This is a genomic window from Treponema vincentii, from assembly GCF_010365865.1.
In the GTDB taxonomy this organism is placed as follows: Bacteria; Spirochaetota; Spirochaetia; order Treponematales; family Treponemataceae; genus Treponema.
In genome coordinates this window covers 761146-788138 of record NZ_CP048020.1, presented here as the reverse complement: position 1 = coordinate 788138, position 26993 = coordinate 761146, and the positions used below count along the sequence as shown (strand labels likewise).

At 45.1% G+C, this 26993-nt stretch carries 23 protein-coding genes and 1 tRNA gene; 9 read left to right on the top strand and 15 right to left on the bottom strand.

Going from position 1 to position 26993, the window contains the following annotated elements; translation table 11 throughout:
• Positions 1-2: 2 nt before the first annotated feature.
• Both GWP43_RS03640 and GWP43_RS03635 read right to left on the bottom strand, forming a co-directional pair.
• A complete protein-coding gene (locus tag GWP43_RS03640) occupies positions 3-347 on the bottom strand; it encodes a hypothetical protein (RefSeq protein WP_162662784.1) in 345 nt (114 codons plus the stop codon).
• A gap of 337 nt (positions 348-684) precedes the next feature.
• Positions 685-7122, bottom strand: coding sequence for a hypothetical protein (locus GWP43_RS03635; RefSeq protein ID WP_162662782.1), 6438 nt, complete (start codon positions 7120-7122; stop codon positions 685-687).
• Positions 7123-7634: 512 nt separating this feature from the next.
• Here GWP43_RS03635 and GWP43_RS03630 point away from each other — a divergent pair.
• On the top strand, positions 7635-8906 hold the full coding sequence (locus tag GWP43_RS03630) for a glucose-1-phosphate adenylyltransferase (protein ID WP_162662780.1): 1272 nt from the start codon (positions 7635-7637) through the stop codon (positions 8904-8906).
• 170 nt (positions 8907-9076) lie between these two features.
• Here GWP43_RS03630 and GWP43_RS03625 read toward each other — a convergent pair whose 3' ends face one another.
• The 3 genes from GWP43_RS03625 to GWP43_RS03615 all read right to left on the bottom strand — a co-directional run bounded on the left by GWP43_RS03625 (position 9077) and on the right by GWP43_RS03615 (position 10915).
• On the bottom strand, positions 9077-9946 hold the full coding sequence (locus tag GWP43_RS03625; RefSeq protein ID WP_162662778.1) for an alpha/beta hydrolase family protein: 870 nt from the start codon (positions 9944-9946) through the stop codon (positions 9077-9079).
• A 97-nt stretch (positions 9947-10043) separates the two neighbouring features.
• Positions 10044-10352, bottom strand: coding sequence for a hypothetical protein (locus GWP43_RS03620; RefSeq protein WP_203232441.1), 309 nt, complete (start codon positions 10350-10352; stop codon positions 10044-10046).
• A 167-nt stretch (positions 10353-10519) separates the two neighbouring features.
• Positions 10520-10915 carry an Rpn family recombination-promoting nuclease/putative transposase gene (locus tag GWP43_RS03615; protein WP_230978009.1) on the bottom strand — a complete coding sequence of 132 codons (396 nt, stop codon included), beginning with the start codon at positions 10913-10915 and terminating at the stop codon, positions 10520-10522.
• Positions 10916-11090: 175 nt separating this feature from the next.
• Here GWP43_RS03615 and uvrC point away from each other — a divergent pair, with 175 nt between their 5' ends.
• Positions 11091-13169, top strand: coding sequence for an excinuclease ABC subunit UvrC (gene uvrC / locus GWP43_RS03610; RefSeq protein WP_162662776.1), 2079 nt, complete (start codon positions 11091-11093; stop codon positions 13167-13169).
• 19 nt (positions 13170-13188) lie between these two features.
• Here the strand turns inward: uvrC and GWP43_RS03605 are convergent, their stop codons facing one another.
• On the bottom strand, positions 13189-14079 hold the full coding sequence (locus GWP43_RS03605; protein WP_162662774.1) for an RluA family pseudouridine synthase: 891 nt from the start codon (positions 14077-14079) through the stop codon (positions 13189-13191).
• A 122-nt stretch (positions 14080-14201) separates the two neighbouring features.
• On the opposite strand from GWP43_RS03605, the gene GWP43_RS03600 reads away from it, so the two are divergent.
• Both GWP43_RS03600 and GWP43_RS03595 read left to right on the top strand, forming a co-directional pair.
• A complete protein-coding gene (locus tag GWP43_RS03600) occupies positions 14202-14621 on the top strand; it encodes a hypothetical protein (protein WP_162662772.1) in 420 nt (139 codons plus the stop codon).
• Between the two features lie 107 nt (positions 14622-14728).
• Positions 14729-15742, top strand: coding sequence for a DHH family phosphoesterase (locus GWP43_RS03595; RefSeq protein WP_162662770.1), 1014 nt, complete (start codon positions 14729-14731; stop codon positions 15740-15742).
• 45 nt (positions 15743-15787) lie between these two features.
• On the opposite strand, the gene GWP43_RS14475 is transcribed toward GWP43_RS03595, so the two are convergent.
• Positions 15788-16405: an integrase catalytic domain-containing protein gene (locus GWP43_RS14475; protein WP_330997105.1), complete on the bottom strand. Its 618-nt coding sequence runs from the start codon at positions 16403-16405 to the stop codon at positions 15788-15790.
• Positions 16406-16818: 413 nt separating this feature from the next.
• Positions 16819-16983: a hypothetical protein gene (locus tag GWP43_RS14470; protein WP_230978007.1), complete on the bottom strand. Its 165-nt coding sequence runs from the start codon at positions 16981-16983 to the stop codon at positions 16819-16821.
• 168 nt (positions 16984-17151) lie between these two features.
• Between GWP43_RS14470 and rpmB the strand changes: the two genes are divergently transcribed.
• The 3 genes from rpmB to GWP43_RS03575 all read left to right on the top strand — a co-directional run bounded on the left by rpmB (position 17152) and on the right by GWP43_RS03575 (position 19120).
• A complete protein-coding gene (rpmB, locus tag GWP43_RS03585; protein WP_006189625.1) occupies positions 17152-17343 on the top strand; it encodes a 50S ribosomal protein L28 in 192 nt (63 codons plus the stop codon).
• A 141-nt stretch (positions 17344-17484) separates the two neighbouring features.
• Positions 17485-18141 carry a DUF1007 family protein gene (locus GWP43_RS03580; RefSeq protein WP_162662768.1) on the top strand — a complete coding sequence of 219 codons (657 nt, stop codon included), beginning with the start codon at positions 17485-17487 and terminating at the stop codon, positions 18139-18141.
• Positions 18142-18151: 10 nt separating this feature from the next.
• Entirely contained in the window at positions 18152-19120 is a 969-nt protein-coding gene (locus GWP43_RS03575) for a HoxN/HupN/NixA family nickel/cobalt transporter (protein WP_230978006.1), read from the top strand.
• 131 nt (positions 19121-19251) lie between these two features.
• Here GWP43_RS03575 and GWP43_RS03570 read toward each other — a convergent pair whose 3' ends face one another.
• Genes GWP43_RS03570 through GWP43_RS03555 form a run of 4 tightly spaced genes read right to left on the bottom strand, consistent with a single transcriptional unit; the run spans position 19252 to position 21278 of the window.
• On the bottom strand, positions 19252-19728 hold the full coding sequence (locus GWP43_RS03570; RefSeq protein WP_162662764.1) for a hypothetical protein: 477 nt from the start codon (positions 19726-19728) through the stop codon (positions 19252-19254).
• A gap of 20 nt (positions 19729-19748) precedes the next feature.
• Positions 19749-20396: an RNA polymerase sigma factor gene (locus tag GWP43_RS03565; RefSeq protein WP_162662762.1), complete on the bottom strand. Its 648-nt coding sequence runs from the start codon at positions 20394-20396 to the stop codon at positions 19749-19751.
• A gap of 3 nt (positions 20397-20399) precedes the next feature.
• Complete coding sequence (locus GWP43_RS03560) at positions 20400-20771, bottom strand: hypothetical protein (protein WP_162662760.1); 372 nt, start codon at positions 20769-20771, stop codon at positions 20400-20402.
• A 24-nt stretch (positions 20772-20795) separates the two neighbouring features.
• Entirely contained in the window at positions 20796-21278 is a 483-nt protein-coding gene (locus GWP43_RS03555) for a flagellar basal body-associated FliL family protein (protein WP_162662758.1), read from the bottom strand.
• Between the two features lie 79 nt (positions 21279-21357).
• On the opposite strand from GWP43_RS03555, the gene GWP43_RS03550 reads away from it, so the two are divergent.
• Both GWP43_RS03550 and sppA read left to right on the top strand, forming a co-directional pair.
• Positions 21358-21441 (top strand) — tRNA-Leu (locus GWP43_RS03550).
• Between the two features lie 153 nt (positions 21442-21594).
• The gene (gene sppA, locus GWP43_RS03545; protein ID WP_162662756.1) at positions 21595-23418 is read left to right on the top strand and encodes a signal peptide peptidase SppA; all 1824 of its coding nucleotides are present in this window, start codon (positions 21595-21597) and stop codon (positions 23416-23418) included.
• 388 nt (positions 23419-23806) lie between these two features.
• On the opposite strand, the gene GWP43_RS03540 is transcribed toward sppA, so the two are convergent.
• From GWP43_RS03540 to GWP43_RS03530, 3 genes are read right to left on the bottom strand one after another with little or no spacing between them, the layout of a single operon-like run.
• The gene (locus tag GWP43_RS03540) at positions 23807-24817 is read right to left on the bottom strand and encodes an ABC transporter ATP-binding protein (RefSeq protein WP_162662754.1); all 1011 of its coding nucleotides are present in this window, start codon (positions 24815-24817) and stop codon (positions 23807-23809) included.
• Between the two features lie 12 nt (positions 24818-24829).
• Entirely contained in the window at positions 24830-25888 is a 1059-nt protein-coding gene (locus GWP43_RS03535) for an ABC transporter ATP-binding protein (RefSeq protein ID WP_162662752.1), read from the bottom strand.
• Positions 25889-25890: 2 nt separating this feature from the next.
• On the bottom strand, positions 25891-26991 hold the full coding sequence (locus GWP43_RS03530; protein ID WP_162662750.1) for an ABC transporter permease: 1101 nt from the start codon (positions 26989-26991) through the stop codon (positions 25891-25893).
• Positions 26992-26993: the final 2 nt, after the last annotated feature.

Here is a 26993-nt window from a genome sequence, read left to right as displayed (position 1 = left end):
TTTTATTGTATCCACCGATACTTTCTAATCCTATCTTCTTCTTTTGTTTCAAATTTTCTTTTATCTTTCTGCACTACTTTTTTTAATAACCATCCACCATCTTTTCCGGCTTCATCAACAGGATCAGCTTTTTTTAAATTACTATGCTTTTCCCATAATTTAATCATAGGTGTATCGTTCCAGTAATAATTATCACCTCCCATTAAATCACGTAGAGAGAACCATTCATTTTTTCTATTTTTACACCAACAATACACTGCACCTTGCAGAAAGTTTATAATATCTCTTTCTTCATCAGCAGAGATTCCTAAAACTTCCCGTAACTCATTATTACCGCTTACTATCATCTTTTCCTCCTCGCAGTACAACACACCGTCCGTTATCATACCCCCCCTGTATTATCCCTTACTTTTTCACTTTTGCCAACCCTTTTATCCGAACGACTCGGAACCCTGCACCTTTCATATAAAACAGCCGGCAAGTGCTGCCTACCGGGCTTTCAATCATCCCCGCCGCGGATGGCGGTGGTTCTCAGCAGTAGCGATATTTTGGCTTTGCCAAAATTCGCGTTCAAAAATTGACAAGGAGGTCAATTTTTGAACTTGCCACGGACGGCGGAGGTTCCATGCAGTAGCGAGATTTGTGCTTGTGCACAAATCTCGTGTCTAAGAATTGACAAGAATGTCAATTCTTAGTCAGCACCGCCATCTCATAATTCGCATTTGTAAAGTATGCGGCGATAACCTTATCCTGATAAATACCGCCAGTAGGTACACCCTGACAAATTGTATACTGCTGAATACCGTTACTTGCCGGCACGGTCATAACCACCCAATTACCGGTAAACTTACCATTCTCAACGCCGTTTTTAACATCGGCGGCAGAAGCAATACCGTCTTTAAGCCAGGCAATACGAGCTGCATTTGCTGATCCAAAAAAGCCGTTATGATAGTAACTTACATATGGCACTTGCTTGTTGTTTTCTTTGCGCACGCCTATTTTAAGGTAAGAGCCCGGGTTCATATACGTATCAACCGTTGCAATTTTAAAATCGCCGGTGTTCGGCTTACTTGACCCTTTCACCTTTGCGGGTGCAAGGTATGCATAACGAACGCCGTTATTGCTGCCTGAATAGTACCCGATGTGAACACCATCTTGATCATCGACAACGAGGTCTACATAAAGCGGAGCTCCGCTGTCGATAACAACTGCATGATTCTGCCATTGACTTGTAAACCTATCAGAATCCGTCGGCTCTGTATAACTGCCAGTACCCATATCGCGATAGCTATATATCAATTGTGAATGCGACGCATCGTACCATACAACAATAGCCCTATTGTTGGAAGTAAGTCCTACAGCTGCATATCCGCCTCCCTTATAGGTTGAGCTTTTGTTTGCAACGACTTCATAACCTTTTGCCGAACCCGAATTATTCGGCTGTGCACCACTGCCATCCGGTTCAATATTATAGCTCAATCCTCCTGTAACATTGGTTGACGATTTTACCGTACCGTAACGGAATTTCACGGGAGCATCATTTGCAACATTTTTATCAAAATACACGAGCGCCAACCTTGCAGGATTAGAGGATGTACCACGGCCTCTAACCGCCATTTTTGGAATTTGTACACGGTTTACATCATATACTCCTCTAATTGCATTATTAGAATTTTCAAGACGACGTTTTTGCCCATTAGTAGAATAAGCGTATGCTCCTACTTGCGCTTCTTGGAAAAAGAGCGTAAAAGCCGTGCTGTCGCTAGCTCTATCCGTATTTGTTGCACCGAGATAGGGTTTTCCGCTTTCGTCATAAGCAATGACAGTGTTATGGTATTTACTGTAACACTTTTCCCAGTCATTATTTTCTATTCCATTAATCTTAGTTGACAATCTCATAGCATCGCCATTACTACCAAAACTTTTTAAATTACCATACGTCAAATAGTATTTTGAATCTTTATCCATCACAAACTGCGGACTTTCCAATGCGGCATTGTTGATCAATTCTTTCGTTTCCCACACAAAGAGCTTACGATTTGCCGTAAGCACATCATTATTCATATTGTTTGCTTCAATGTTATACGGCTTGGAAACATTAACCTTGTTGTTGATAGATTCTACGGAACTGACCGTCGCAACAAGCTCGCCGGTAGAGTGCGCAGGCTTAATTTCATAATCTGTAGTTCCTGTTAGTGCCACTCCGTTAAGCTTATAGCTAGCCCCGCTCAGATTAAAGCCGGTTATCTTAATCTTTTCCTTTTGCCGTACCGGATATTCGCCGGTCGATGCACGTGAGAAAGCACCTTTAAATCCGCTGTCTGCACTTGTTAATCCTGTTACTATCTCCGTTATATACGGCACAACGTTTACCGTTGTTTTCGGCTCGTTTGCAGTATAAGCGTACATAGAAACCGTATTTGCCTCAGTGGGGACGTCATCTTCAAGCATTACCTTATTGCCTGTTACGCTTCTTATACGTGTAAGGTACTGCGTTTCGCCTTTTGTAAACACAACGAACTGTCCCGGCTTCTTATTTGCGAAAACAGCGTTTTCTGCAGATCTTTTTTCGCTCCGGGTAACGCCTGTTGTTTTTGCTGTAGTCACTCCGGTATCGGAAAATGTCGTTGTTCCATCGTTAGCCGTTACTTTAATGTCTTTCGCAAGCCCTACGCCCGCTTTTTCAGTGTCCCAATCAAGCTTCCATGCGACATAATAGCCAAGATAGTCGGCACCGAGTTTTTCCACGGTTAATACGATACCATCTGCCGAAGTTATTGTTCCCGCCGTCCAAGTAGAGCCGCTGCCGGAAAGCGTAGCCGTCAGTGTTTTACCGGATACCTCAGCCGTAATTGAATCGATTTTAACATTGTCATACGCAAAACCACGTAGGGTAACTTTACCCGAAACGGAAGAGTGATCGTTACCTAAACTGTTAATCTTTGCGATTTCCACATGTCCGTTGGCGCGTTTGTTTTCGTATAGTGAGTTATCGTTTTCGCTGTTCCAATGGAACGGGAGAATGACCACCGTCGGCGGTTTAGTATCGATAGCTTCAAAAAGCGTAGTAATATTGACTTTTGCAAAAGCGGAATCCGTGCCTTGTGTATAGCCCGCCGTTTCGTCCCATAACTCAAGGATAATTTTTGTCGGCGTACCGTTTGAATTGTTGATTTTGTCTGCAGCCGTGCCAAAATGATCCTTTAAGTCGATTTCACCGCCGCTTGTAATATCGGTAAGCCCTCCCAATAGAGTACCGTTTTCTTTTTTAAGCTGATATTTTACCGTACCGTATCCGCCGGTAAAGTCAACCTTTATCTTTGAATTATTCTTATTCTTAAAAGCAAATTCGGTACTCTCAAAATCTGCGGTAAAGTCAAGATTGCTGTCTTGCTTTGGATTTTTAAGAGCCTTATTTATAGCGTTGTTTTCGAAGCTCTCAGGGCTGCCTGCTATGTCGGTCATGAGCGTAACTTTAGAAACAACAATCGGCTTGTTTTTTACAACAACATCGATATCGGGAACTGTATATACGTTATCCTGATCATCATAAATCTTGCAGCTCAGTTTTCCTTTACCGTCCTTTAGGGTGCTTAAATTGATTTCTCCTTCCCAGCTGACTTGCCCGCCGAGATGTTTGGTTATTTTATTTCCTGTAATTTCACCGCTTGATTCGGACACCCCGTCAACGGTAACCGTCGCTTCAATCTTTTTTATGCCCGAGCCGTCGTCGTTTGCAACACCGCGCACAATCCAGTTTCCACCGTCGTTCCGTATAATATACGGCGCTTTATACAAAAGACAATTGTACATGCCCGCTCTATCAAGATTGGGGGTAAAAGACACGGTATTTCCACTAACGCCTGTTACTGTGCGGATCTTATCGTTGATTAAAAGACGCAGTTTACTATAATCGGGAGTCGGACCGGGCGCATACTCTTTTACTTTTTGTGCAAGATTGGAATCCGCTATGGAAGATACCCTGACGTTTCCGCTGTATCTGTAGATAAAGTCTCCCAAATCACCTGCAGGAGGCGTAATATCGAAGTTCAGCTTTACGGTTTCTTCTCTCAACAAGTTTTGCCCCACATCAACTATTTCGATTTTTATCGTTATTTCGCCTTTACGTTTTGCCGCTTCGCTGAGCGGACTTAAATCAAGAGGGATTTGAAGCGCATAATTTTTTGCTCCGGGAGAAGCAGGCGCATGGGCGGTATCTTCGGCAATCCAGCCCTGCGATAACGCCTGCTGCAAATTATATTTTTGGTTGCCCAACAATTCCGGAGATGAAATCTTGACGGTTTTTATTCCCGAGTCGTCATATAGAGAACCGATAAGTTTTTTCCCGTCAGTGATCCACATACCTGGTGTGTAATTTATCGGGTTCAAACCATCCGATTTATTTACCAGCTTTAAGGGATCCGGGCTGCCGATCGTAGGATAAGCTTTATCTATGAATATTTTTACAGGCTCTGACCACGGACCGTATTTATTAGTAGTTTTATTTTTGGCACGGACTCTGAAATAAACATTCCAGTTTTGCCCGCTTGGATTGTTAAATGCTTCGTTTCCGTTTATTGAAATTTGCCAATTTGATCCTCCGTTAGGACCTTCAGTACCCGGTACAAGCTGGCCGTCGCCGCCTTTATGCCAATCGGCATCATAACCGCCGCCGGATGTTCCGAAAGTCATATTCCCGTTTGCGGTATCGTTAAAGTTGCCGTTTTTTGAAAACTGAATATATACGTTACCGATATCTGCAGGAGTACCCAGTCGGGCAGCTGCCGTACCGAATATTTGGACGGTACCGCCCAAAGTTTGATTTTGCTGCGGTGAAAGTATTGTGACAACCGGCTTGTCCCCTGCTGAATCATAGCGGACTGTAAATGGTTTTACAGCTTTGTTCCCTATGTTATCCTCGGTCAAAATATAGACGGGAATATCGTACACATCCGGCTTCCCCGTAACCGGATAACCGTGAGAGGCGGGATTTGATGAAAAATCATCCAAGTTATACGTAAACTCCCATGAAACAGGGGTGGTTTTATCCATGACGCGCCAACCGGTGGTAGCGGGGGTCGGTACGGAAACCTGTTTTCCTATGATGTACTTCGTACCGTCTTTGTTTACTCCGGCATGGGCATCGGTAACGTATCCCATAATCCTTTGGGTTCCCGCCTGCTCGGCATTGGCCGGAGGATATTTTAAATCCGCTATGGGAGCTGTTGTATCTTTAATAAACGCTATATTAGCTGTAGCTGTCTGACCTGCGTTATTCTTAGCCCAAAAATGAACTTTGTGTTCTCCCTCAGATAATGAATCAAATAGCGTTCCTGAAACAGGCGCAGCGGTTTTCCATTCGGTTCCAGAGGAGTGCGGAAGTTCTGTATCGCTTTCTCCCGCCGCTCCATCCAATTTATAACACACCTTAGTAACCGGCTGTCCGGAAGAAACATTTGCAATGACATTAAAAGCTTCTTTTACAAACCCGGAAGGAGCAACGGGAAGTATCATGAGGTGGTCGCCTGCCGCTTCAAACTTGATAACGAAAGAACCTCCAGGTGAATTATTTCTGTCATAAGCAACAAAATCATTATTTTGGGTATCTTTTCCTTCTACTTCTATTACATAACATCCGGCAGAAAAAGTAGCAGGGTTCGGCAGCTTCCATTCTACGGTCAATTCATTTGCACCGGTAACAACATTATCGTGCTCGTCTTGTGTCGATAAATCCGCAAATTTTAAAGAATAAGCAGGGGTAGCGGACTGCACCAAATTCAATATTTTTTTATCGCCGGAAGTAACATACGAAACATCATCGTTGCATTTATACATATTGATGACAATACCGCTCGCTCTGTATCCATTGTAAGTGAAAGTATTAACCAATGAGGTGCCGTTTTTATTCGGAATGAGCTTGAGAGAAACTTTAGGCCGCACCGAACCGCTGAAAAACTCTACACCGGGACGAGGCAAATCTGCATCGGGAGTCGTCGCGGGATAGGATTGAGGAAAGTTGGTTCCATTCGTTACTTTAAAGCCGGGTGATTTATTCGGATCGAGCGTAAAAAGGGAAAATTTTTGAACGCCAGAGCTACCATTGGTCATGATGCGGGCATCTTTCAATATCTGCTTTACAGACTGTCCCTCAGTATCATTGTCATCATATAATTTTGCCAGAAGCTGCTGTGTTTTATCCGGCGAAGAAGCCGAGCCTTTTTTACCTGCGAAATAATCGTTTATAACATCGGCGGTATACCCCTTTTCTAAAACCGATTTGATATCTCTATCCCGCAAATAATACCATTCTGAAGTATTTCCCTCGCCTTCGTTTCCATCGCCTTTAAAAAAACGCGCATTATCTGTTAAAGATATATGGGCTTTAATTTTGGGGCTTGCGTGGTCGGCGTTATATTTATATAAAGGATCGGTAAAATCGGAAGCGTTTTTTGTAGCAGTAGCTATTTCTTCGTTTATATTTTTTCCGACAAATTTTTTCGATACGCTTATATTCGTCCCGTCAACTTTTAAAGTAAGATCCTCTATTTTGCTTCGATCTTCCGCTTGTCCTATGACTGTAAAAACCGAACCGTAAGGGTCGGCCTGTGCAGTACTATCATCGTTTATGATAATTGTCGACGGCCGCTGTACGATAAACACCGGAGGTGTGTTGTCTATCTTATAGTTCTTTGTAAATGTAGAAATTTTTCCGCCCTTGTCGGTAACGCTGACAATTGCCGTATATTCGCCGTCGGGGATAGGATACTCTTTTACAAGCTCATGCCCCGGCACCGTTCCCACGGATTCATTGGCGATGTTTGCAGTCCAGTCTGTATCGTCGGCGCCCGGCTTGGTAAGAATCGCCGGAAAAGAACGCGTTCTGTCTTTCGTTTCTATGTTTTCAAAAACAACTGCAATCGATTGGATACCGTCATCGTCCTTTGCCGTTCCTCTCAAAATAAATGAACCCCGTATCGGCGTTTCACCTGCATTGGGATAGGTAATCTCCCCGCTCGGCGGAAGGATGTCGATTTGGCTGCCTAAGCCCGGTTTACAGGTAAAACCTACAATAGCAGTTAATATAATCAGTACAACAGATACTGCGCGATTCATCTTTTTCATAAGCTTTTTTCTCCGCTCCATTTCGCAAACGTTTTTACCACACATACTCCGGTGGTAAAAACGCACTATAATTTATTCTGCGCTTCTCTACGGCAGAACCTCACCGTCTTGCTTTCCCGTCTGAACGGTAACGCATAACCGGCACAACTTTCTGCTATTCCGCTTCTCGTATCGGCAGCAATAGCTCAGAACTTTAATGTTATTAATGATAAACTTTTTTTATACGATTACTTTTACAAATGACTTTTAGGGGAGCGGTGGATTACCGCATATATTACTAAATATTGCCTAATATATACTGACAATTCTGACCTTTGTCAAGCAAGATATAAAATGGTGTAAAATGGCTATCTCAAAGATCAAGAATAATTCTTATTTATTTTTATGGCAAAAAATTAAAACCTCGTTTATACTTATAGTAATAGAACAACGCTTATATCTCAGTGTGTTCATAGATACTTCTCTCGGTTTTTGCGGAATACGCCTCTGCAAATATCATAAAAGGAGGATATATGCCGAAAGTATTATCGATTATCTTGGGAGGCGGAAAAGGAACCCGTTTATACCCACTTACTCAATCCCGTTCAAAGCCGGCCGTACCGTTCGGAGGGAAACACCGTATCGTCGACATACCTATCTCCAACTGTATCAATTCCGGTCTTAGACAAATTTATGTATTGACTCAATTTAACTCCGCATCGCTGCATCTGCACATTGCGCGGGCATACCGCTTTGACAGTTTTTCAAACGGTTTTGTCGAAATTCTTGCTGCAGAGCAAACGTTTGAACATTCAGGCTGGTACGAAGGTACCGCGGACGCAGTAAGAAAAAATTTTACGCACTTTAAAACGCAAGATCCGAAATACTATATCATCCTTTCAGGCGATCAATTATATCGTATGAATTTACAAGATTTCTTAGCGCAGCACGAAGCTTCCGGAGCAGACATTACCATCGCCTGCACGGCGGTCAACCGTCGCGACGCTTCCGGATTCGGTATTATGCAGATCGATAAACAATCGAATATCACCGCTTTTATGGAAAAACCCGGCCCTGACAAAAATATTGACGAATGGAAGATTCCTGCACAGTCGGGTATTCCGGTCGCAAGCCCCGATAAAGAATATCTCGCTTCGATGGGTATTTACATCTTTAATGCAAAGGCGATGGAAGACTGCTTAAACAACAGCATGACGGACTTCGGAAAAGAAATTATCCCCGCTTCGATTAAAGATCATAAGGTTTCGGCATTTGTGCATAACGGCTATTGGGAAGACATCGGTACCATTCGCAGCTTCTACGAAGCAAACCTCGATTTAACGGAAATTACGCCGCAGTTTAACTTTTATGATGCGGAAGCGCCGATTTATACCCACTACCGAAATCTGCCGGCTTCAAAAATTAATGGAGCGCAGTTGGATCGTGTTACCTGTAGTGAAGGTTGTGTTATTACCTATGCGACAATTACCCGATCCGTAATCGGTATTAGAACCATTATCGAATCCGGCAGCGTATTGGAAGGAGTTGTCTGTATGGGAGCGGACTACTACGAATCCGAAAGCAGTAAGGCAGGAGATGAAAAAGCCGATATTCCTTGTGTCGGTATCGGGAAAAATTGCCATATTAAAAAAGCGATTATCGACAAAAATGCACGAATCGGGCATAACGTATCCATCGGTATGGGGGAAATTCCGCCCGACGGCGACTACGGCTATTATCACGTTGTTGACCGCATTTACGTTATCACCAAAAACGCAATTATCCCTGACAACACCGTCATTTAACAAACAGGGCAGCCGCATCAGGCTCGTTTTTCATATCCCCGCAGAATAATTGAGGCTGTACAACCGTTGAAGATGGTTCAAATGGTCTCACAGCCTAATTATTCTGCGATTCTTATCTAATCTACCTGATGCGACTGCCCTATTCTGTGCGACCTTTTGCTTTTATGCGTTTATAAAGTCTTTTTAAACCATGCAATCGTTTCGCCGGTAAGGGTATGCAGCATAGTTAAGTCGCCGGAAAAAACAAGGAACGTATGATCAGCGCCTTCCAGAATAAGGGCGCGGCTTTTTTTGTTCTTGGCGCCGGCTGCTATCGTCTGTGCTACGGAAGGCAGCACTACATCATCTTTGGAGCCTGCGATGGCTAAAATCGGGGCTTTAATCGCAGCAAGTTCCGCCGGATAATTGATTGCCATTGCATTTTCATAATAAGCGGGGCTTTGTTTAAGCGGCGGCCGCCATGAATAGGTTACTTCATAATAACCGTTTTTCTTTGCTATTTCGTATTGTTCTTGTTCCCCGCTTTTCTGATCGTAGGCACCTGCCCATGTAAGCACACTTTTGAAGACATCATTCCGTGCAGCTGCTAAAAGAGCGAGCCTTCCGCCTTGACTCCATCCCATAATCCCGATTCTTTTTGCATCGATATTCTTCAATGCACAAAGGTATCGATAGCAGCTCAGAGCATCTGCGATGCCTTTATCATAGGTAAAGTCGATATAATCACCCTTGCTGTCGCCGTTTCCGATGTAATCGAACCGAATGGTTGCAATACCGGCACGTGCCATTTCAGGCGCAGTGTAATCGTAGGCCATACCTGCCTCATGGCGGTTTGAACCGTTTCCATGCAGCATCACCACTGCGGGAAACTTTTCGTCGGCTTTTCCTTTAGGAAGGGTCAGCGTAGCAGGAATTTCATGATCTCCTGCGGTGATAAATATATCTTGTTCGGTATATTCATACTCTTTCGCACCCGCAGATGCAAAAACCGGTATCAGCATTGCAGCCGATACACATACAACACAGAGCAATTTTTTCATAACATCTCCTATAAAAAATTGTTGCCGCGGATTGTAGCACATTTAATTACCGCTCTACAATATCGCGCTGCCATGTACAATACTAGGTAAAGGTAGATTACAATGCTTCAACATCTTCTTTGGTAAGCCCGGTTGCCTGTGCTATTTTTTGTACGGATAAGCCGAATTGCAATAAGTTCTTTGCCGTTTCAAGTTTGGCTTGGCGGGAGCCTTCGGCTTTACCTCTTGCTTCACCTTCAGCTCTACCGCGTTCAAGGCCTTTCCGTTCAGACTCGTTTATCATCGAGAGCCGGTCGCTTTCATATTCCCACGCTGCCTCATACCGCTTCCGCTCTTGCTCATCCAGATAAAAAATATCCATCACTTTGTTTGCCTTCGCCATTACCGGATTCCCTTGTGCTAACATGGCTCTCTCCTCCTATCTTTTGAAAACATGCAGGCATCTACTTCGTTATTTCACAAAAATTAGTCCTCGACGTGCAAAAGCACGCCTGCGGGTAATTTTTGTTCATGCCTCGTATCTGCTCTGCCTCTTTTCAAAAGCGCTGGTTATGATAAATCACAGCTAGTTTATCACTTTTTGACCTTTATCGGTAGAGACTTTTTCCCACATCTGTTCCGCCAAGGATGGCGGTGATTCCACGCAGCAGCGATGTTTTGCCGAATGGCAAAACTCGTGTTTTCCGATAGACACGGATGTCTATCGGAAAACGACATCTCTACATCGATTTTACGGCCGTCGTGTAAGCGGATTTTAATGTCGAGCCGCCCGGTTTTATCGTTGTAGAATCGGGGAATCTGTTCGCTGTTTTCGATGCGAACATCGTCAAAATCATCTTTGCTCAAAAGGGTAACCAAAGAGAGGAACTCAATCATGATATCTTTGTTTTCCTCGGTACCAAAGAGCTTTTTGAATGCGTAGTCGTTTCGAGCGGTGAACCGCATCGAGCTGCTGTGGGATTTGCTCATTTTCATACCTCCTACAGTCCTTATGCGACTTTTGGAGCAAAATGGCAGGAAAAATTCATCATTTCTTAAATTAAATCTAACTGAGTATTTAGCATAGCTCATGAATGATAAAAATATCCGGTTATGCTCTATCAATATTGCCATTACGCATCGGTCTTAGTATTATCCTTACGGTATGAGTGAACAAGCGGATGTGCGGGAAGCGCTTCATCAATATGCGCTGTCGGCGCCTAAAACCAGCGGCGTGTATCTGTGGCGAGATGAAAAAGATATCGTTATTTATGTCGGAAAGGCGAAATCGCTCAAGAATAGACTGAGTTCGTATTTTGCGTCAAAGCGGGATATAAAAACCCGTATCCTCGTTTCGCGTGCGCGCCGTATCGAGTATATTCAAACCGATAATGAGTATGAAGCGCTGCTGCTTGAAAATAATCTGATTAAAAAATACAAGCCGCGCTACAACATCAATCTCAAAGACGGGAAAACCTATCCCGTGCTCAAAATCACCAATGAACGTTATCCCCGGCTGTACCGGACGCGGCGGATACAAAACGACGGCGCCCGATATTTCGGCCCCTTTCCCAATGTGCCCGCTGTTGATGATTTTTTGTCGCTCATTAAACGGACATATACACTGAGGCAATGCAAGCGTCTAAAAAAGCGTGAACCCTGTCTGTATTTTCATATCGGCCGATGCAGTGCACCCTGTGCGGATAAAATTTCCGAAACCGACTATCGAAAGGATATTGATGAAATTGCGCTGCTGCTTGAAGGAGACTTGAAAAAACCGCTCGCCGAATTAACGGAAAAGATGAAAGCAGCAGCAGCAGCCCGTGAATTTGAAAAGGCCGCCCATATCAGAGACGGGGTGCAAGCGGTACGGGCGCTTCGAGGCCAAAACTCCGTTGAAGATATGGATCCGGAAGCTCGCGACTATATCGGCTGGGCGGCGGAGGGAGCGCTGATCACCTTTACGGTCTTTAAAATGCGGGGTGGCAAGGTTGTCGGACGGGACTTATACCGAACGGAAAGTCTCAAAGATGAAGCCGAGGTATTACCTGAATTTTTAATTGCATACTATACCGACCCGAAGCAGACTCCGCCGCATATCTTCGTGTGTGCGGGACAGGAATATGAACTCGCAGAGCAATGGTTTGCCGACCAGCTCGGCGTTAAAGTTACCATCACGGCGATTCCGTTGGAAGAGCGGAAACAAGCCTCTGCAACGGATACGGAAAGCCTCACCGCTGTGAACGAACATTCATATCATATTGATAACACCGAAGCGGCAGCCGCCGAAAAAACGCCGGTATATGGCGCCGTTACACCTGATGAGGCTGATACCACACCGGTATCCGGCAGCGCAAGCGAACCGGAGACAGCAAAACAAACAGCGGCTTCATCAAATAGCGTAGATAGGTCGGAGATACCGGAGCGGTCGGCAGCAGACCGTCTGCCTCCTTCCGTCCTTCGGCGGCATAAAGCGGCGCTTGCAATGGCGCAGTTTAACGCAAAAGAGGACGCTGCCCGCCGCGTAAAGGAGCTGGGAGACTTCCCTGCCCTGGAAGAACTCCAAAAAATATTATCGCTTGACCGGCCGCCCCATCGCATCGAAGGTTTCGATATCGCTCATTTGCACGGCAAGTACACCGTTGCAAGCCTCATCTCGTTTAAGGACGGCAATCCCGACAAAAAGAACTACCGGATTTTCAGGCTACGCACTACGGACGGTATTATCGACGACTATGCCTCCATGCGGGAAGCGGTGGCGCGGCGGTATACCCGTTTGCTGAACGAGGCGGCGGAGCTGCCCGACCTGATTATGATAGACGGCGGTATCGGACAGGTGAATGCGGCCAAGGCGGTACTCGATGCCTTGGAGCTTGACATTCCGTTAGTGGGGCTTGCAGAAAAAAATGAAGAGCTCTACCGGCCGCATATCAACAAGCCGATTGTACTGCCGCGGCGGAGCGCAGCCTTACGGGTTCTCCAGCGGGTACGCGACGAAACGCACCGGTTTGCCAACACTCGCAACAACCGGTTACGCTCAAAAGAGGAACTGCACTTACAATTTGAACAGCTACCCCACATCGGGGAAAAACGGGCTGCGCGTTTGCTGCGCAGCTTTTCAAGTATTGAAAAGCTTGCAGCCGCTTCCGTGGAAGCGGCTGCCGCCGCGGCGCGGATCACGCAAGCTCAAGCGGAAGAAGTCATTGCCGCCGCCCGGAAAACGGCTCTTAAAAATGCCCTATAGGTAATATTTCCGATGCGGTTTATCTTGGGCGTTTGGCCGTACTACGTCTATCTCCGCTTTTGACACATAAAAGCCATTTTTCGGGTTCGGGGATTTCAAATGTTAAATGTTCTCCCGTAAACGGATGATTAAATTCGAGCGTCCGCGCATGAAGGGCAAGCCGTCCAAAAGGATTGGTCTTTGCTCGGTAATTTTCATCTCCGGCAAGAACATACCCTTTTGATGCCAAATGTGCCCGGATTTGATTCTTTCGTCCCGTTTCAAGGCTTAATTCAAAAAGCGTATGATGCACACCGCGCTCAATTATTTTGTAATGAGTTATAGCGCTTACCGTCTTAAAGCGGGCTTTATCATGCGGAACAAACCCCCGATTGTGCGCATTGTATGCAATTTCATCGTTAATCGTACCGCTGTTCTTAATTACGCCGAGCGTGCTCCGCGCATAATTTTCCTTCGCAGGGTTTTCCGCAACGGCACGGTAAATACGCCCCGTGACAAGAGTCTGCCAATTATCCATAATCTTTTTTTGGGATTTTTCCGTCATTGCAAACATCATTACCCCTGATGTTTCTCGATCAAGGCGGTGAACCGCAAACGGTCTATGAGCTTGAGAATACGTCCCCTTTTTGCGCATTATTCGCTCAAGAATTTCAAGAGCAGTCTGCGCACGGCTCCCCGGATACGGCACGGAAAGCATTCCGTCCGGCTTGTAAATCACCGCAAGATACTCATCTTCATACAGAATTGTAACTTTTTCCCGCTCGAAATCTCGCTTGTGTTTCTTTTTACATCTTGTTCCGGCTGTCATACTAGGATTCTCTTTTTCCCTTTGCCCGCCGTTTCCGCCGGAATATGAAAAAGAGAAACGGGCGTTGTGTGCTATTGGTTTATGGAGAACGGTTTTATTCATACAAATATACAATCACAAAAGGTATCATATGTACAGTATGAATTGTCGAAGACAATGCGCTGCCTTGCAATTTTTAATGTTCGTTGCTATAATTTTGTCATCATACTCTGTGGAGGAGCCTTATGAAAAAGATATCCCGTTATTTTGTTCTCTGCGTTTTGCTGTTTGGAGCTATAAGCGTATTTCCGCTTGCTGCCGAATCAAAAGAAGCTGATGTGTATTACGTTAATACCCAGCTTTTAAAAATATTTTCCCATCCAAAAGGATACTATGTTATCTATCGGCGAGCAGGTTTAAATACCGGAGAGGCCTTTATCCCGTTTGAATGGTTTAGCCCGAAAGAAGGCAAAGCGGATATTTCATTCATTAATACCCGCATTAATCCGTATTTGTCTTTCTTTATCCGTGACGGAAAATGTGAATACATTAGAATTTCTGCCCCGCGGCAAGATTTAAATACTTCAACATGGGGTATATTACCCAATCCCCAACAGTACAATGATAAATTTGACGGGGTAGAGACACTCGCACTTGAATTCTAATCTATACCGAAAGTGGGCATAAAGAGCTCTAAAAATTCGATTGATTTTCAGAGCTCCCCGTCATCTTAACACTATGTGCCCGTTTCCCATTTAAACTTAGGTTATTCATGAATAATATTATTACACCTGCCGTTCCGCAAAAGTTAATCGATTTTTTACATTTCTATCCGATGTTCCTCATAGTCGGCCATAAAGAGCCTGACGGAGATTGTATCGGAAGCAGTATCGCAATGTCACTTTTTTTACAACGACTGGGAAAAAAGACACAGATGCTCTCTGCCGGACCGTTCCAGCGGTCGGAAATTCGGATGTATGAACCGCTTTTTTCCGCTCATGTGCCGGAATCACTCATCAAAAACCCTGAAAAAACCGGTGTCATCATTGTTGACTGTTCCGGGATAGACCGAACGGGCAATATTGCTGAAGAACTTACATATTTTCCTTCGATCTGTATCGATCATCATGCCACCAATACGACAAATGAAGCAAGCTCGCTTGTATATGCGGAAGCTCCTTCAACAACATTTATTATCCAAACGATTATCGAAAAGATGACCGGCTCCGTAACACGGGAGGAAGCGGAGATGTTGTTCTTCGGTCTTTGTACCGATACCGGCTTTTTCCGTCACTTGGATGAACGGAGCGGCGAGGTTTTTGCTCATACTGCACGGCTGGTACAGGCAGGCGCAAACCCCAAATATACATTTGCAGCGATTAACGGCGGTAAATCTTTCGGTTCACGGATACTTATCTCGCGTGTATTAGCCCGCATGAAGCCGTATTATGACGGGAGACTCATCGTTTCGTATGAAACGTACCAAGACAAACAAGAAATCGGCATCGAGAACAGGGATTCCGATATGGCATATCAGCTTATTCAGAGCATCGCGGGGGTAAAGGCAATTTGCATTGTCCGACAGGATACCGAAACGCATTGTAGTGTCGGTTTTCGCTCTCTCGATACTATCGATGTCAGTATTATCGCATCCTCTTTCGGCGGCGGCGGGCATAAGCAGGCCGCAGGACTTTATATAGAAGGGATTGCCGAACAGTTGATCCCTAAGTTCGTTGCAGCGTTTGCCCCCCAGTTTCAAGACGTATTTACTCACGTAAAAATCTAACCGAAAGGATTGCGGTTACTCATGTAAAAATCTAACCGTAGCTATCTATGACCAAGACTGAGCCATAGAGATAAGTTTACTCTGCAAGCATTGCGTTGTTTCAAGCAGTTGTTGTAAATCCAAGTTGTTCTTCCTGCGGCACAGCTCAGCTTTTACCGCCTCGCTTACATCAGAGCTTTCCATCAGCCTGCAATACGGAGTCTTTGCCGTATCATATTTCTTTGTGACCTTTGCGTCTATCCGTTTTTTTGAAATAATTTTCATCGAAGGAAAAAAGAAATTGACCAGTGTATTATACTGCTGATAAAGGTCAGCCATAACCGCTCGCGCAGCTTCTCCCTCAAAGCGATAGTAACCGACAATGTGCCTTACGACACTATCATTTTTCTGTTCAACAAAACAATTATCATTCTTTTTATACGATCGGCTCCGAGTGAAGATAATCTCATTACTTTTACACCATTGCAACAGCTGTGTATTTTTGAACTCACTTCCGTTGTCGCTATCAATACCTTTCATCTGAAACGGGAGCTTTTCTTTCACATCTTCTATTGCTTCTTTTACCCAACGATGAGCTTTGTTTAAAAGGGCTCGGTTTTCCGTCCAGCCTGAATGGACATCGGTAAGGGTAAGCGTGCAAATATACTGTCCTTGGGTACTTATGCCGCAGTTGGCAACGGTGTCAACCTCAAAAAAACCCGGCTTACGTTCATCCCAATCGAAAAAGGTACGGATGGGGATGAGCTTGTTAAGATTCTTTGCAGGTCGTGTTGTTGAAATACCGCGGATGGAATGTTTTGGAATTTCCGGTTTGAGAATCCTGCCGACTGTCGCGCTTGATATGCGGGTGAGTTTTGTTTTCAGTTTTCATCATAGCTGAACTTTTGAGCAAAGTAATCGATATTATCCCGAATGAACGGCACAAGACGTTTTGCACACAGATACATCGAAAAAATCCACAGCCGGATGACTTCTTGTTGTACGTCTTGCCCGTAGTATTTTCATACTTCCGCTTTTACCTGTCTTTGTAATGACCTGTACGCTCTGTCTTGCGACATTGTTAAAGTGCGTGACTTTTACGTAGGCACTGTTTTCAGAACGTGAATGGCATACTTTCGATTGTAACCGGTTGTTGCGATGAACTCATCGATTATTTTCGTCTTGTTCTTTTTGCTTGCCGTACAGTAACGCTTCGCCGTCTCTTCGGTTAATTTCTTTTTCGTTTTCATGTCTAACCCCATTGCGCCCTTCCTTTGGGCTTCTATTTTGGGTTAGATTTTTACGTGATGCACCGCTTCTTTTTCGGTTAGATTTAACGTGAGGCAATGCGCAAGATTGACATAACATTCGTTTTACAGTATACTATCCTGCGTTTTATTTTGAATAGATAAATCTAAGGAAGGTGAACTATGGCACGCAGATGCGATATTTGTGGGAAAGGGCCGATGAGCGGTAATACGGTTAGTAAATCGATGAATCACCAACGCCGCGTATGGCGCCCCAACCTTATCGACGTAAAAACGGAAATTGACGGTAGAACGTTAACATTGAAACTGTGTTCCCGCTGCTTAAAGAGCAACTATGTTGTTAAGAAAGTCTAAATATCCGTTTTTATTCTTACTAAAAAGAGTCCTCAGTAAGGACTCTTTTTTTATATCCGCCCTATAGTGTAAAAAGAAGCACGTAAATATGGAAATTTTGTGAGACTTTCCAGTATAAAAATATAACCTGAGGTATAAAGAATGATACGGTATACACATAAAAAAATAGTATGCATTTCGATTTTGCTAAGTACCTTGCTGTTTACGGCGCCGCTTCAACTGATAGCCCATCCGCACCTCTTTATTTCCGCTCAAACGGAGTTTGTATTAAATGAAGGAAAAGTCTTAGGGGCGTATGAAACGTGGACGTTTGACCGTTTCTTCAGTGCGGATATTATTCAGGGCTACGATCTGAACCGAGACGGACTTTTTGATAAAGCTGAAACAAAAGATGTCTATGACAATGCTTTTATCAACACTAAAAACTACTCGTATTTTACCTTTATCCGGCAGGGAGATAAGCGCCGTAGCCCCGAAAAGGTAAGCGATTTTTCCGTATGGCAAAAAGACGGCATCGCTTCGTATCGATTTTATGTTGATTTGTCAAAATACAGCGGTGATTTTTATTTTGCCGTATACGATTACAGCTTTTTCTGTGATTTCCGGTATGATGAAAAATCTCCGGTACTCTTTCGCGGGTCTTTCGGTAAAACGGCTCCAAGATATACGATTGCCGAAAACAAAAAATATCCTGTGTACTACGACCCTTTCGATACCGCCGATATGACAACCATGTATGATTCGTGGAAACCGGGTTTGCAAACCTACTACCCAAAAGAAATTCATATTACCTACTAAGGAACACCGAATGCGATACGGAGTTATCTTGTTTGTATTCTGTATTATAACCGGCGCTCTCTGGGCAAACCCCTTTACCGGCAAAAAAAATACGCCTGCTCCCGTCCGCACGGAGAAACCGGCTGATTTTATTGTAAACCGACAAGCGCAGCTGCACACAAAGCTCGGCGATTCCATCTATGAGTGGACGCAGACACATTCGGCACAAGCATTTTGGACAATTATCGGACTCGCCTTCTTTTATGGGATTATGCATGCGCTGGGGCCGGGACACCGGAAAACACTGGTGTTCTCATTTTATCTGACTCGGCAAGCCCCCGTGTGGGAGCCCGCTGTAACCAGCCTCACCTTAGCGGGGCTGCACGGTATAACCAGCCTCTTGTTACTGTTAATCTTCCGCAATGTGAGCGGCGCGTTATCCGCACATACCGACTCTGCAGCAATTTACCTTGAAGGTTTTTCGTTTATCCTACTGCTGCTGCTTTCCGTAGCTTCCATCTTGCATCTGTTGTCCGGTGCATTCCCCAATCGGTTTCCCCGGCTTCGTTTCAGCCGTCGATCACTCACGTCCGATCAAAATGGCAAACCGACATACAATACCGGCAGCTACGGTTCCGCACGGTATAAAAACTACCGTCCACAGCACCGCAGCACAGAGAATATACAATGGGGCGCTTTTTTACTTAGCGGTATGTATCCCTGTCCTGCGGCTTTGCTCGTGCTGGTACTGGTTTCTACATTGGATGCGGCGGGTATCGGTATCATTGCGGTTATCGGTATATCGGCGGGCATGGCAATTCCCATCACCGTTGCAGCATACCTCGCATGGACGGGACGGCAGCGGTTGTTTAAGCGAATCGGCAAAACACAAAAATATGCCGAAACCACCGCATTAGTGCTCTCACTGGCGGCTTACAGCGCCATCTTTATTTTTTCGTTTATCGCAGTACTGCCTTTCATCAAAAGTGTGATAGGGTAACACCTCTCCCATTATCAACAACTTACCACATCTACTCTGTAGGTAATACAAAGAAGAACAGAAAGAAACTTGATTCGTGCAAGGGTTTAATACCCGTCATCCTCGGCAACGCTCGCATCGGGGGTGTTGATTTAGATTTGCGGCGTAAATTTTTCGGTAAAAAACACCAAGTTCTTTGCAAGGAATACGGCAGAATAGGTAACAATACTGCCGGCACATAAAAGCGCAAAGGGAATCCAAAAAGAATCGCCGAATTGGCTTAAATCGATTTTACCCATATCGCTGAATGGAAGGAGAATAAATCCGAGTATCAGAAATGTGCCAACCGCGATCCACGGAAGAATTGTTTTGTTTTGCTCCTGTCGGGCAGCAATCGGTGCACTCTGTTTATTCAGCAAGTGTATTGCTCTCATCGTAGTATTGAGCATCCGCTCATCGGCTGCAATAGGTGTGTGCAGTATATGCCGTTGAACATTCTCTGCAGCCGCTATCCGGTTAACGGCTTGCCGACACGATGAACAGCATAAAAGATGCATTTTGAGCCCTGTCGGCATCGGTTCATGTTTATCGAGTAAAAGATACTGATCTTGAAAAATATCACAATGCATAGAATCTCCATCCATAATTACTAATGGGGTACAACGGCCGGATACGCAAAATTCGATCCCCGATGTGTGTATTCAAAGACCGCACGGTCTTCTTTAAGATATTCCCGTAAAATCTTTTTTGCACGGAAAATATGGGATTTTATCGTGTTCAACGGTAGTTCGGTGACAGCCGCAATGTCGGTATAACTCATATCGTAAAAGAAATAGAGGTCAATACAAATACGGTAACTATCGGGTAAATTACTTACTGCCTCACGTACCGACAAGATGATACATTCATTCAAATGTTTTTCTTCGGGATTATCCCCCCGATACTCAATTTCAGTACCATCTGCAAGCGAGGTATAGCTCCGCCGTTTTTTAACCGAATTAATTGCCGTATTATAGGCGATACGCATCAGCCATGTTGCAAAAGAAGCTTCCGCACGGAACGTTCCCAATGCAGAGTATGCCTTTAGCATCACATCCTGCACAAAGTCTTCACAATCGTCGGTGTTGTCAAAAAAGCTCAACCCGAGCATATAGACCCGTTTTTGATATTGCGCCGCCAAAACGGCGAAAGCCTGTGTATTGCCGTTTAATACCGCTTTGCACACCTCGTAATCCCGCAGCGTTTGATTAAGCCCTTCTTTTTTATAAACGGCAGCATAATCGGTTGTCATATTCATCGCCTATCCCTCCGTTTTTCCTTCCGGCAAAGCAGCGAATTTTTGCCCTTCTTTATTCCAGCTGCGGTGCGTAATAGTATAAAAAAGAATAAGGCTGATACCAAGCGCCAGCGGGATAAGCCCGCCAAGTAGAATATAACCGACACCGGCAATAAGATAGAATAGTCCGAATAACACGCTGCCGATAACGGTCAGCATAATACCTAACAGCAAGCAAAAAAGGCGGATATTAACAGCGGGTTGGATATAGGTGTTCGTCTTAATTTGAAGCATAATCTGCTTATGCCGCCATAAAAAATAAAAAAAGACCAAAACACTTCCCATCACAATTCCAACAATCGGAATAACGGCGATAATAATCTGTACTGCGACCATTTTTACTGCTTCCTTCCTTATTAACTAATAGAGAATAACGAACTCTTCAAAGTAGATATTATGTATCGAGCCTAATACGAGCTGCTTATTTATCCGTTCCATAAGCGCCCGTTTTATATCCTGTGGCAATTCACTGCTGAGCCGATACGCACTTTCGAGAGAGAACCAATCGAGTATGCTTTTTTTAAGTGCTTCTTTTTGTGCAACCAGTTCTTCCTGAAACGCAGTATCCGAAGCCTTATATTCAAGGAAAGGCTTGAGGATAACAGTGATCGGCGGATTATCGGCTGTAATGGCGCGAAGCTGACCAAGGTCTCCATACAACGCATATTCCTTAGGAGGAATATAAACGGCGCCCGCATCCGATTCCTCATCCTGCCGGCCGGAAGCCCGTTCTTTTGTCTTTTTGACAACAGCGATAACTGTTCCGATTATGATAGCCGCAATCAGAACAATGATAATGCCTCGCAACAGCTTAAATAGTTTGTCCGACGGATATACACTCATATTTGTAGAAGTATACCAAAAAAAAGCGATTGACAAAAGCCTCTTTTTATCTATAATGTGTTCATTGCAATGCGCTTTTGCCCCGGTGGTGGAATTGGTAGACACGCTAGTTTCAGGTACTAGTGCTTTCACGGGCATGGGGGTTCAAGTCCCCCCCAGGGCAGTCCTTCTGTCAGATACGGAATGTATACAATAGATATCTCCGGATAACCGATGACCCTTTTCATTCAAACCCGCACCGCATAAGCTTTTTTTACCGATAATACAGTTTTACCGAAATAATCTTTTAGAAAGCGCTATATCAAAGGAGTTTCCTATGAAAGATAAAAAACGCGGATTTTTTCGTTCGATCTTTCGCGGTCTTAATCTTCTTCGCCTCATTATTCTTAATCTTATATTTTTCATTTTGCTTTTTCTATTTATTGCAGGTATTTACAAATACAATGACGGCACGGGGAAACAAAAAAATACCCGCATTACGGTTTATGCCGACTCCCTTTTATTGATTAATCCGGCAGGACGCCTTACCGAAAAACCGGATGAATTTGTCTGGCGGAATTACCTGCTGTCAGACACAACTTCCGATGCCGTGTTATTATCGGATATTACCGATGCATTACGCCACGCCGCACATGACCGGCGGATAACGGGAGTTTTACTCGATCTTACCGGTCTCTACGGTATTTCCACAGGACATTTTACCGAATTAAAGACGGCATTGCTTGAATATAAAGAGTCCAATAAACCACTCTATGCTTTTTCAACAAGCTACGGATTAGGACGCTATTACATTGCCTCTTTTGCCGACCATATCTACCTTGATCCTATGGGTGAGGTAGACTTATCGGGATTTTACACCGAATCGCTTTTCTACGGAGAAATGGAACATAAACTCGGCGTTCGATGGAATGTTGCCCATGCGGGAGCTTTCAAGTCGATGGCGGAAACTTATACCCGTACCGAAATGTCTGAAGGAGTGCGTAACAATAATCTATCCGTACTGAAAGACTTATGGCACACATACTTACAGGATATAGCCACAAACAGAGCCGCCGACGCGAATAGCTTTGAAGCCTATACGGTGAACTATAACGATGCACTGCGGAAGGTAAACGGAAACAGCGCCCAAGCGGCACTTGATGCAAATCTGATCACCGATATCGGCACGTACGAAGAATGCGGCGTTGAACTCGGTGTATTGGATGAGGAAACATACAACCTTTCTTCACGGGATTTTATCAACTACAATAACTATAATAAGTCTTTTAAAAAGAAAGAAACGGATAATCGGATCGGGGTTATTTATTTAACCGGTTCGATTACGGGAACTACCGGCAATACTGCCGATAATGCGGACAGTCCTACCCTCGTAGATTTATTCGACGAAGCTGCTGATGACGATTCAATTAAAGCAGTAGTATTACGGATTGATTCGGGCGGCGGAGAGGTGAATGCTTCTGAGGATATACGGAGAAGTTTAGATAGATTGTCGAAAAAAATCGGAAAGCCTGTTGTTGTGTCGATGGGTGATATAGCAGCCTCGGGAGCATATTGGATTGCTTCTTCCGCCGACTATATTTTTTGCTCACCGTATACCATTACCGGTTCAATCGGTGTCTTTGCCGTTTCACCATCTATTCAAAAAGCGGTACAAGAATACTTCGGAATCCGCGCAGACGGAGTCAGTGTTTCCGGCCGTATGCCCTACTCAATTTTCCGCAATCCGACCGATGCAGAAAAAACGCAATCGGAATTGGAAGTTATGCATACATACTCAATCTTTTTAGATACGGTAGCGCAGGGCAGAAATCTCCCGCGTGCAACCGTTGAAGAATTAGCTCAAGGGAAAATTTATTCCGGAGCGCAGGCGAAGGAGTTGCAGCTCGCTGATGAATTAGGTGGTTTTACCGATGCCGTCAATTATGCCGCAACAAAGGCAGGCATAAAAGAAACGTATTCGTTAAAGGTTTTATATAAAGAGCCGCCCGTAGCCGATGAAATCTTAAAAACGCTGCTCGCAGAAAATGCCCGATTTTATAAAACCGCCGATCTGCAAGTATTGCACGAGCTTTTCGGACTGCACTCAAAAAAAGGCTTTTATGTATATACCCCAATCAAAGCACCAACGGAAGAAAGATAGTAGGAGATATTTTTCTTTTTTTCCGACAAAAAGAAAAATATCCCCTACGACCCCTAAAAAGGAAAATAACGGCTTAGGGCTCTGCCCTAAGAACCCGCCTTTGTTTCAAGACATAGTTCTGAAAATAAAAGCTAAGAAGTGATGGTTTTAACACTAACTCGTTTCAGTACCGCAATATGGATGGCGGTGGTTTCATGCAGAAGCACAGATACAAAAATAGCTAAGAATCTCAAGAAAAAATTTCCATTTTAATTACGAACACACAAAAAAAACGCCCCCATGCCGGAATCTTCTCCAACTTGAGGACGGTCGATTTAATTTGTAATTGGTAATGTTTTTTTACTTACAACATTGCAATTTTCAATTGCTTGCCGAAAACGGCGGCAGCTTATTCGCAGAGGAAGCAAGCAACTTGGTGGCCGTTTCCTTTGTCTTTCAGCTGCGGAATAGTGTTTTTGCAGTGCTCCATACGCTTGGGGCAGCGATCGTAAAAATAGCAGCCCGTGCGCTTTTCCGCAGGAGAAGGTACGTCACCCGACAGGATAATGCGCTTGCGCTTACGCTCGATTTCGGGATCCGGAATAGGAGCTGCGGAAAGGAGCGCTTCCGTGTACGGGTGCAGCGGCTTTGAGTAGAGCTCTTCGGCATTCGCAATTTCTACGATAACACCGAGGTACATAACCGCAACCCGCGTGGAAATATACTGGATAACGGCAAGGTCGTGCGCGATAAACACATAGGTAAGCCCGAACTCATCCTGCAAATCCTTAAAGAGGTTAAGAATCTGCGCTTGGATGGATACGTCGAGCGCGCTAACCGGCTCATCCGCAAGAATTAACTCCGGCTGAAGTGCAAGCGCACGGGCAATACCGATACGCTGCCGCTGCCCGCCTGAAAACTCATGCGGGTACCGGTTGCGGAAAAAGCGGGAAAGTCCGACCTTTTCCATTAACACCTCGACACGGTCGTCAATTTCTTTTTTAGTATACGAAAGGATGCCGCGCTTCGTTAAAATCCGCATCGGTTCCGCGATAATATTTCCTGCCGTCATGCGCGGGTTCAGCGATGCATACGGATCTTGGAATACCATCTGCATATCTTTTCGCGCCTGCATCAGTGTATGGCGTGAACAGCCCGCAAGCTCCATCCCCTTAAACAGGACGGAACCCGACGTCGGCGTATACAGCTGTGCAATGGCGCGGGCTGCGGTTGATTTTCCGCAACCGGACTCCCCGACAAGGCCGAGCGTTTCACCCTTTTTGACCGAAAAACTGATACCATCCACCGCACGGATAGCACCTTTCTTACGTGAGAAGAGGCCGCCTTCCGCAAACGGAAAATGCATCTTTAAATCCTTGACGGTCAATAATGCTTCCGATTCGTTATATTTTTCTTCCATGATAAGCGCCTCCTATTCGTTATTTCCCGCAGATTCAGCTGCATCACTATTCGATACGGCGGCCGATTCCTTGGCAGCGTTTCCCGACTGATAGAGCCAGCAGCTCGTGCGGTGACTGGGCGAAAGACTGTATGAAGCGGGATACTCCGTCTTACACTGCGGCATCGCTTCACTACAGCGCGGATAGAACGGACAGCACGGCGGCAAGTCGATAACATTCGGCGGCTGTCCGCTGATAGAGAACAGACGTCCGGTATTTTTCTTATCCATCCGCGGCACCGATTTAATCAGTCCGCGCGTATAGGGGTGCGCAGGATTTGCAAACAGTTCATCCACCCCGCCCTGCTCTACAATGCGACCCGCATACATAACGCATACGCGGTCGCACATACCGGCCACCAATCCGAGCGAGTGGGTAATCAAAATAACGGCAGTGCCGAGCCGGGCGCTCAAGTCCCCGATTAAGTCCAAAATCTGTGCCTGAATGGTAACGTCCAACGCGCTGGTCGGCTCGTCGGCAATCAGCACTTCGGGGTCGCAGCTTAGCCCCATCGCAATCATAACGCGCTGCCGCATACCGCCGGAAAACTGGTGCGGATAACAGTCAACCCGCTTTTCCGCTGCGGGGATGCCGACCAGCTTGAGCATTTCAATTGCCCGGTCACGCGCATCTTTTTTCGATAAGCCCTGATGCAGCCGGATTGTTTCTATCATCTGCGTCGAAATTTTTAAGAAAGGATTAAGACTCGTCATCGGGTCTTGGAAAATCATCGAGATTTTATTTCCCCGCAACTGCCTAATCTCTTGTTTATCCATCTTGAGCACGTCTTTGCCGCCGAACCACACCTCACCGCCGATGATTTTTCCCGGAGGATTGGGAATAAGGTTCATAATCGCTAAGTTGGTTACGCTCTTTCCCGAACCGGACTCGCCGACAATCGCCAGCATTTCGCGTTTATGCAAATCGAAAGAAACACCGTCGACAGCCTTTACGATACCGGCATCAGTCCAAAACCACGTTTGTAAATTTTTAACCTGTAAGATTTTCTCGTCTGATTTTTGATTATTCATCGTTACACCCTATTTTTACTCTGAGGATCGAAGGCATCGCGGAGGCCGTCGCCGAGAAAGTTCATTGCAAATAAGAAAACCGTCATTGCGATTGCCGGAACCAACAGCTGCCACGGATAGAGCGTCATTACGTTTACACCATCGGACACAAGCGAGCCCCATGAAGCACGGGGTGCCGAAACACCGAGCCCTAAAAACGACAGAAAACTCTCATTCATAATAAAGCCCGGAATGGAAAGCGTTGAGTAAATGATGATGATACCGAGCGTATTCGGCAGTATGTGCCGGAAGATAATACGCGGCGTAGAAGCACCCATCGAACGGGCAGCTTCGACGAATTCGGCATTCTTTAAGCTGATAACCTGTCCGCGTACAACACGTGCGATGGTCAGCCACGAAACGAGCGCAATTGCGACAAACAGGATGACGATATTTTGCCCCAAGATCGCCATCATAATGATAACGACAAGCATATACGGCAAACCGTACATAATATCGACAAAGCGCATCAATACGTTATCGAGCCAGCCGCCGAAATAACCGCTCACCGCGCCGACCAGTACACCGATAAAAAGCGAGGTAATCGTACCGATCAATCCGATCATAATGGAAATGCGGCCGCCATATACGACACGGGCAAACATATCCCGCCCGAGCGCATCCGTACCTAAAAGATAGCGGCGGTTGTGCACCGGATTATTCGCTACTTCCTGCTGTAAAGCCGCGAGTTCTTCCTTTTGTTTTTCGGAAAGGTCAGCGCGTCCTTCTTTTTTTGCCGTACGCATCATATCCGCACGAAGAACGCGCACCATCATATCCCCGGCCTTACTAAGAGAAGGCGGCAAGTTTTGGTGGATAATCGTCTGTTCGGAATAAGAATAAATCGGCAGAAGCGGCGCTAAAAGCGAAAGCGCTGCATAAAAACCGACAATAAACAATCCGGTAAGCGCCATTTTATTTTTTTTCAGGCGCCGCCATGCGTCATCCCAGAGGGAAATCGGCTTCATCGATTGGTTGAATTCATTAACCGGGAGGCCGTCCTTCGTTTTAACCGGTGTAGCTTCCTGCGTTTGGTTTGTTCCGTCCGTTTGTTTAACGTCCATCT

Coding starts and splice junctions, on each gene's coding strand:
- GWP43_RS03640 (WP_162662784.1), bottom strand. CDS start 347: ATGATAGTAAGCGGTAATAATGAGTTACGGGAAGTTTTAGGAATCTCT.
- GWP43_RS03635 (WP_162662782.1), bottom strand. CDS start 7,122: ATGAAAAAGATGAATCGCGCAGTATCTGTTGTACTGATTATATTAACT.
- GWP43_RS03630 (WP_162662780.1), top strand. CDS start 7,635: ATGCCGAAAGTATTATCGATTATCTTGGGAGGCGGAAAAGGAACCCGT.
- GWP43_RS03625 (WP_162662778.1), bottom strand. CDS start 9,946: ATGAAAAAATTGCTCTGTGTTGTATGTGTATCGGCTGCAATGCTGATA.
- GWP43_RS03620 (WP_203232441.1), bottom strand. CDS start 10,352: ATGTTAGCACAAGGGAATCCGGTAATGGCGAAGGCAAACAAAGTGATG.
- GWP43_RS03615 (WP_230978009.1), bottom strand. CDS start 10,915: ATGAGCAAATCCCACAGCAGCTCGATGCGGTTCACCGCTCGAAACGAC.
- uvrC (WP_162662776.1), top strand. CDS start 11,091: ATGAGTGAACAAGCGGATGTGCGGGAAGCGCTTCATCAATATGCGCTG.
- GWP43_RS03605 (WP_162662774.1), bottom strand. CDS start 14,079: ATGAATAAAACCGTTCTCCATAAACCAATAGCACACAACGCCCGTTTC.
- GWP43_RS03600 (WP_162662772.1), top strand. CDS start 14,202: ATGAAAAAGATATCCCGTTATTTTGTTCTCTGCGTTTTGCTGTTTGGA.
- GWP43_RS03595 (WP_162662770.1), top strand. CDS start 14,729: ATGAATAATATTATTACACCTGCCGTTCCGCAAAAGTTAATCGATTTT.
- GWP43_RS14470 (WP_230978007.1), bottom strand. CDS start 16,983: ATGGGGTTAGACATGAAAACGAAAAAGAAATTAACCGAAGAGACGGCG.
- rpmB (WP_006189625.1), top strand. CDS start 17,152: ATGGCACGCAGATGCGATATTTGTGGGAAAGGGCCGATGAGCGGTAAT.
- GWP43_RS03580 (WP_162662768.1), top strand. CDS start 17,485: ATGATACGGTATACACATAAAAAAATAGTATGCATTTCGATTTTGCTA.
- GWP43_RS03575 (WP_230978006.1), top strand. CDS start 18,152: ATGCGATACGGAGTTATCTTGTTTGTATTCTGTATTATAACCGGCGCT.
- GWP43_RS03570 (WP_162662764.1), bottom strand. CDS start 19,728: ATGCATTGTGATATTTTTCAAGATCAGTATCTTTTACTCGATAAACAT.
- GWP43_RS03565 (WP_162662762.1), bottom strand. CDS start 20,396: ATGAATATGACAACCGATTATGCTGCCGTTTATAAAAAAGAAGGGCTT.
- GWP43_RS03560 (WP_162662760.1), bottom strand. CDS start 20,771: ATGGTCGCAGTACAGATTATTATCGCCGTTATTCCGATTGTTGGAATT.
- GWP43_RS03555 (WP_162662758.1), bottom strand. CDS start 21,278: ATGAGTGTATATCCGTCGGACAAACTATTTAAGCTGTTGCGAGGCATT.
- sppA (WP_162662756.1), top strand. CDS start 21,595: ATGAAAGATAAAAAACGCGGATTTTTTCGTTCGATCTTTCGCGGTCTT.
- GWP43_RS03540 (WP_162662754.1), bottom strand. CDS start 24,817: ATGGAAGAAAAATATAACGAATCGGAAGCATTATTGACCGTCAAGGAT.
- GWP43_RS03535 (WP_162662752.1), bottom strand. CDS start 25,888: ATGAATAATCAAAAATCAGACGAGAAAATCTTACAGGTTAAAAATTTA.
- GWP43_RS03530 (WP_162662750.1), bottom strand. CDS start 26,991: ATGGACGTTAAACAAACGGACGGAACAAACCAAACGCAGGAAGCTACA.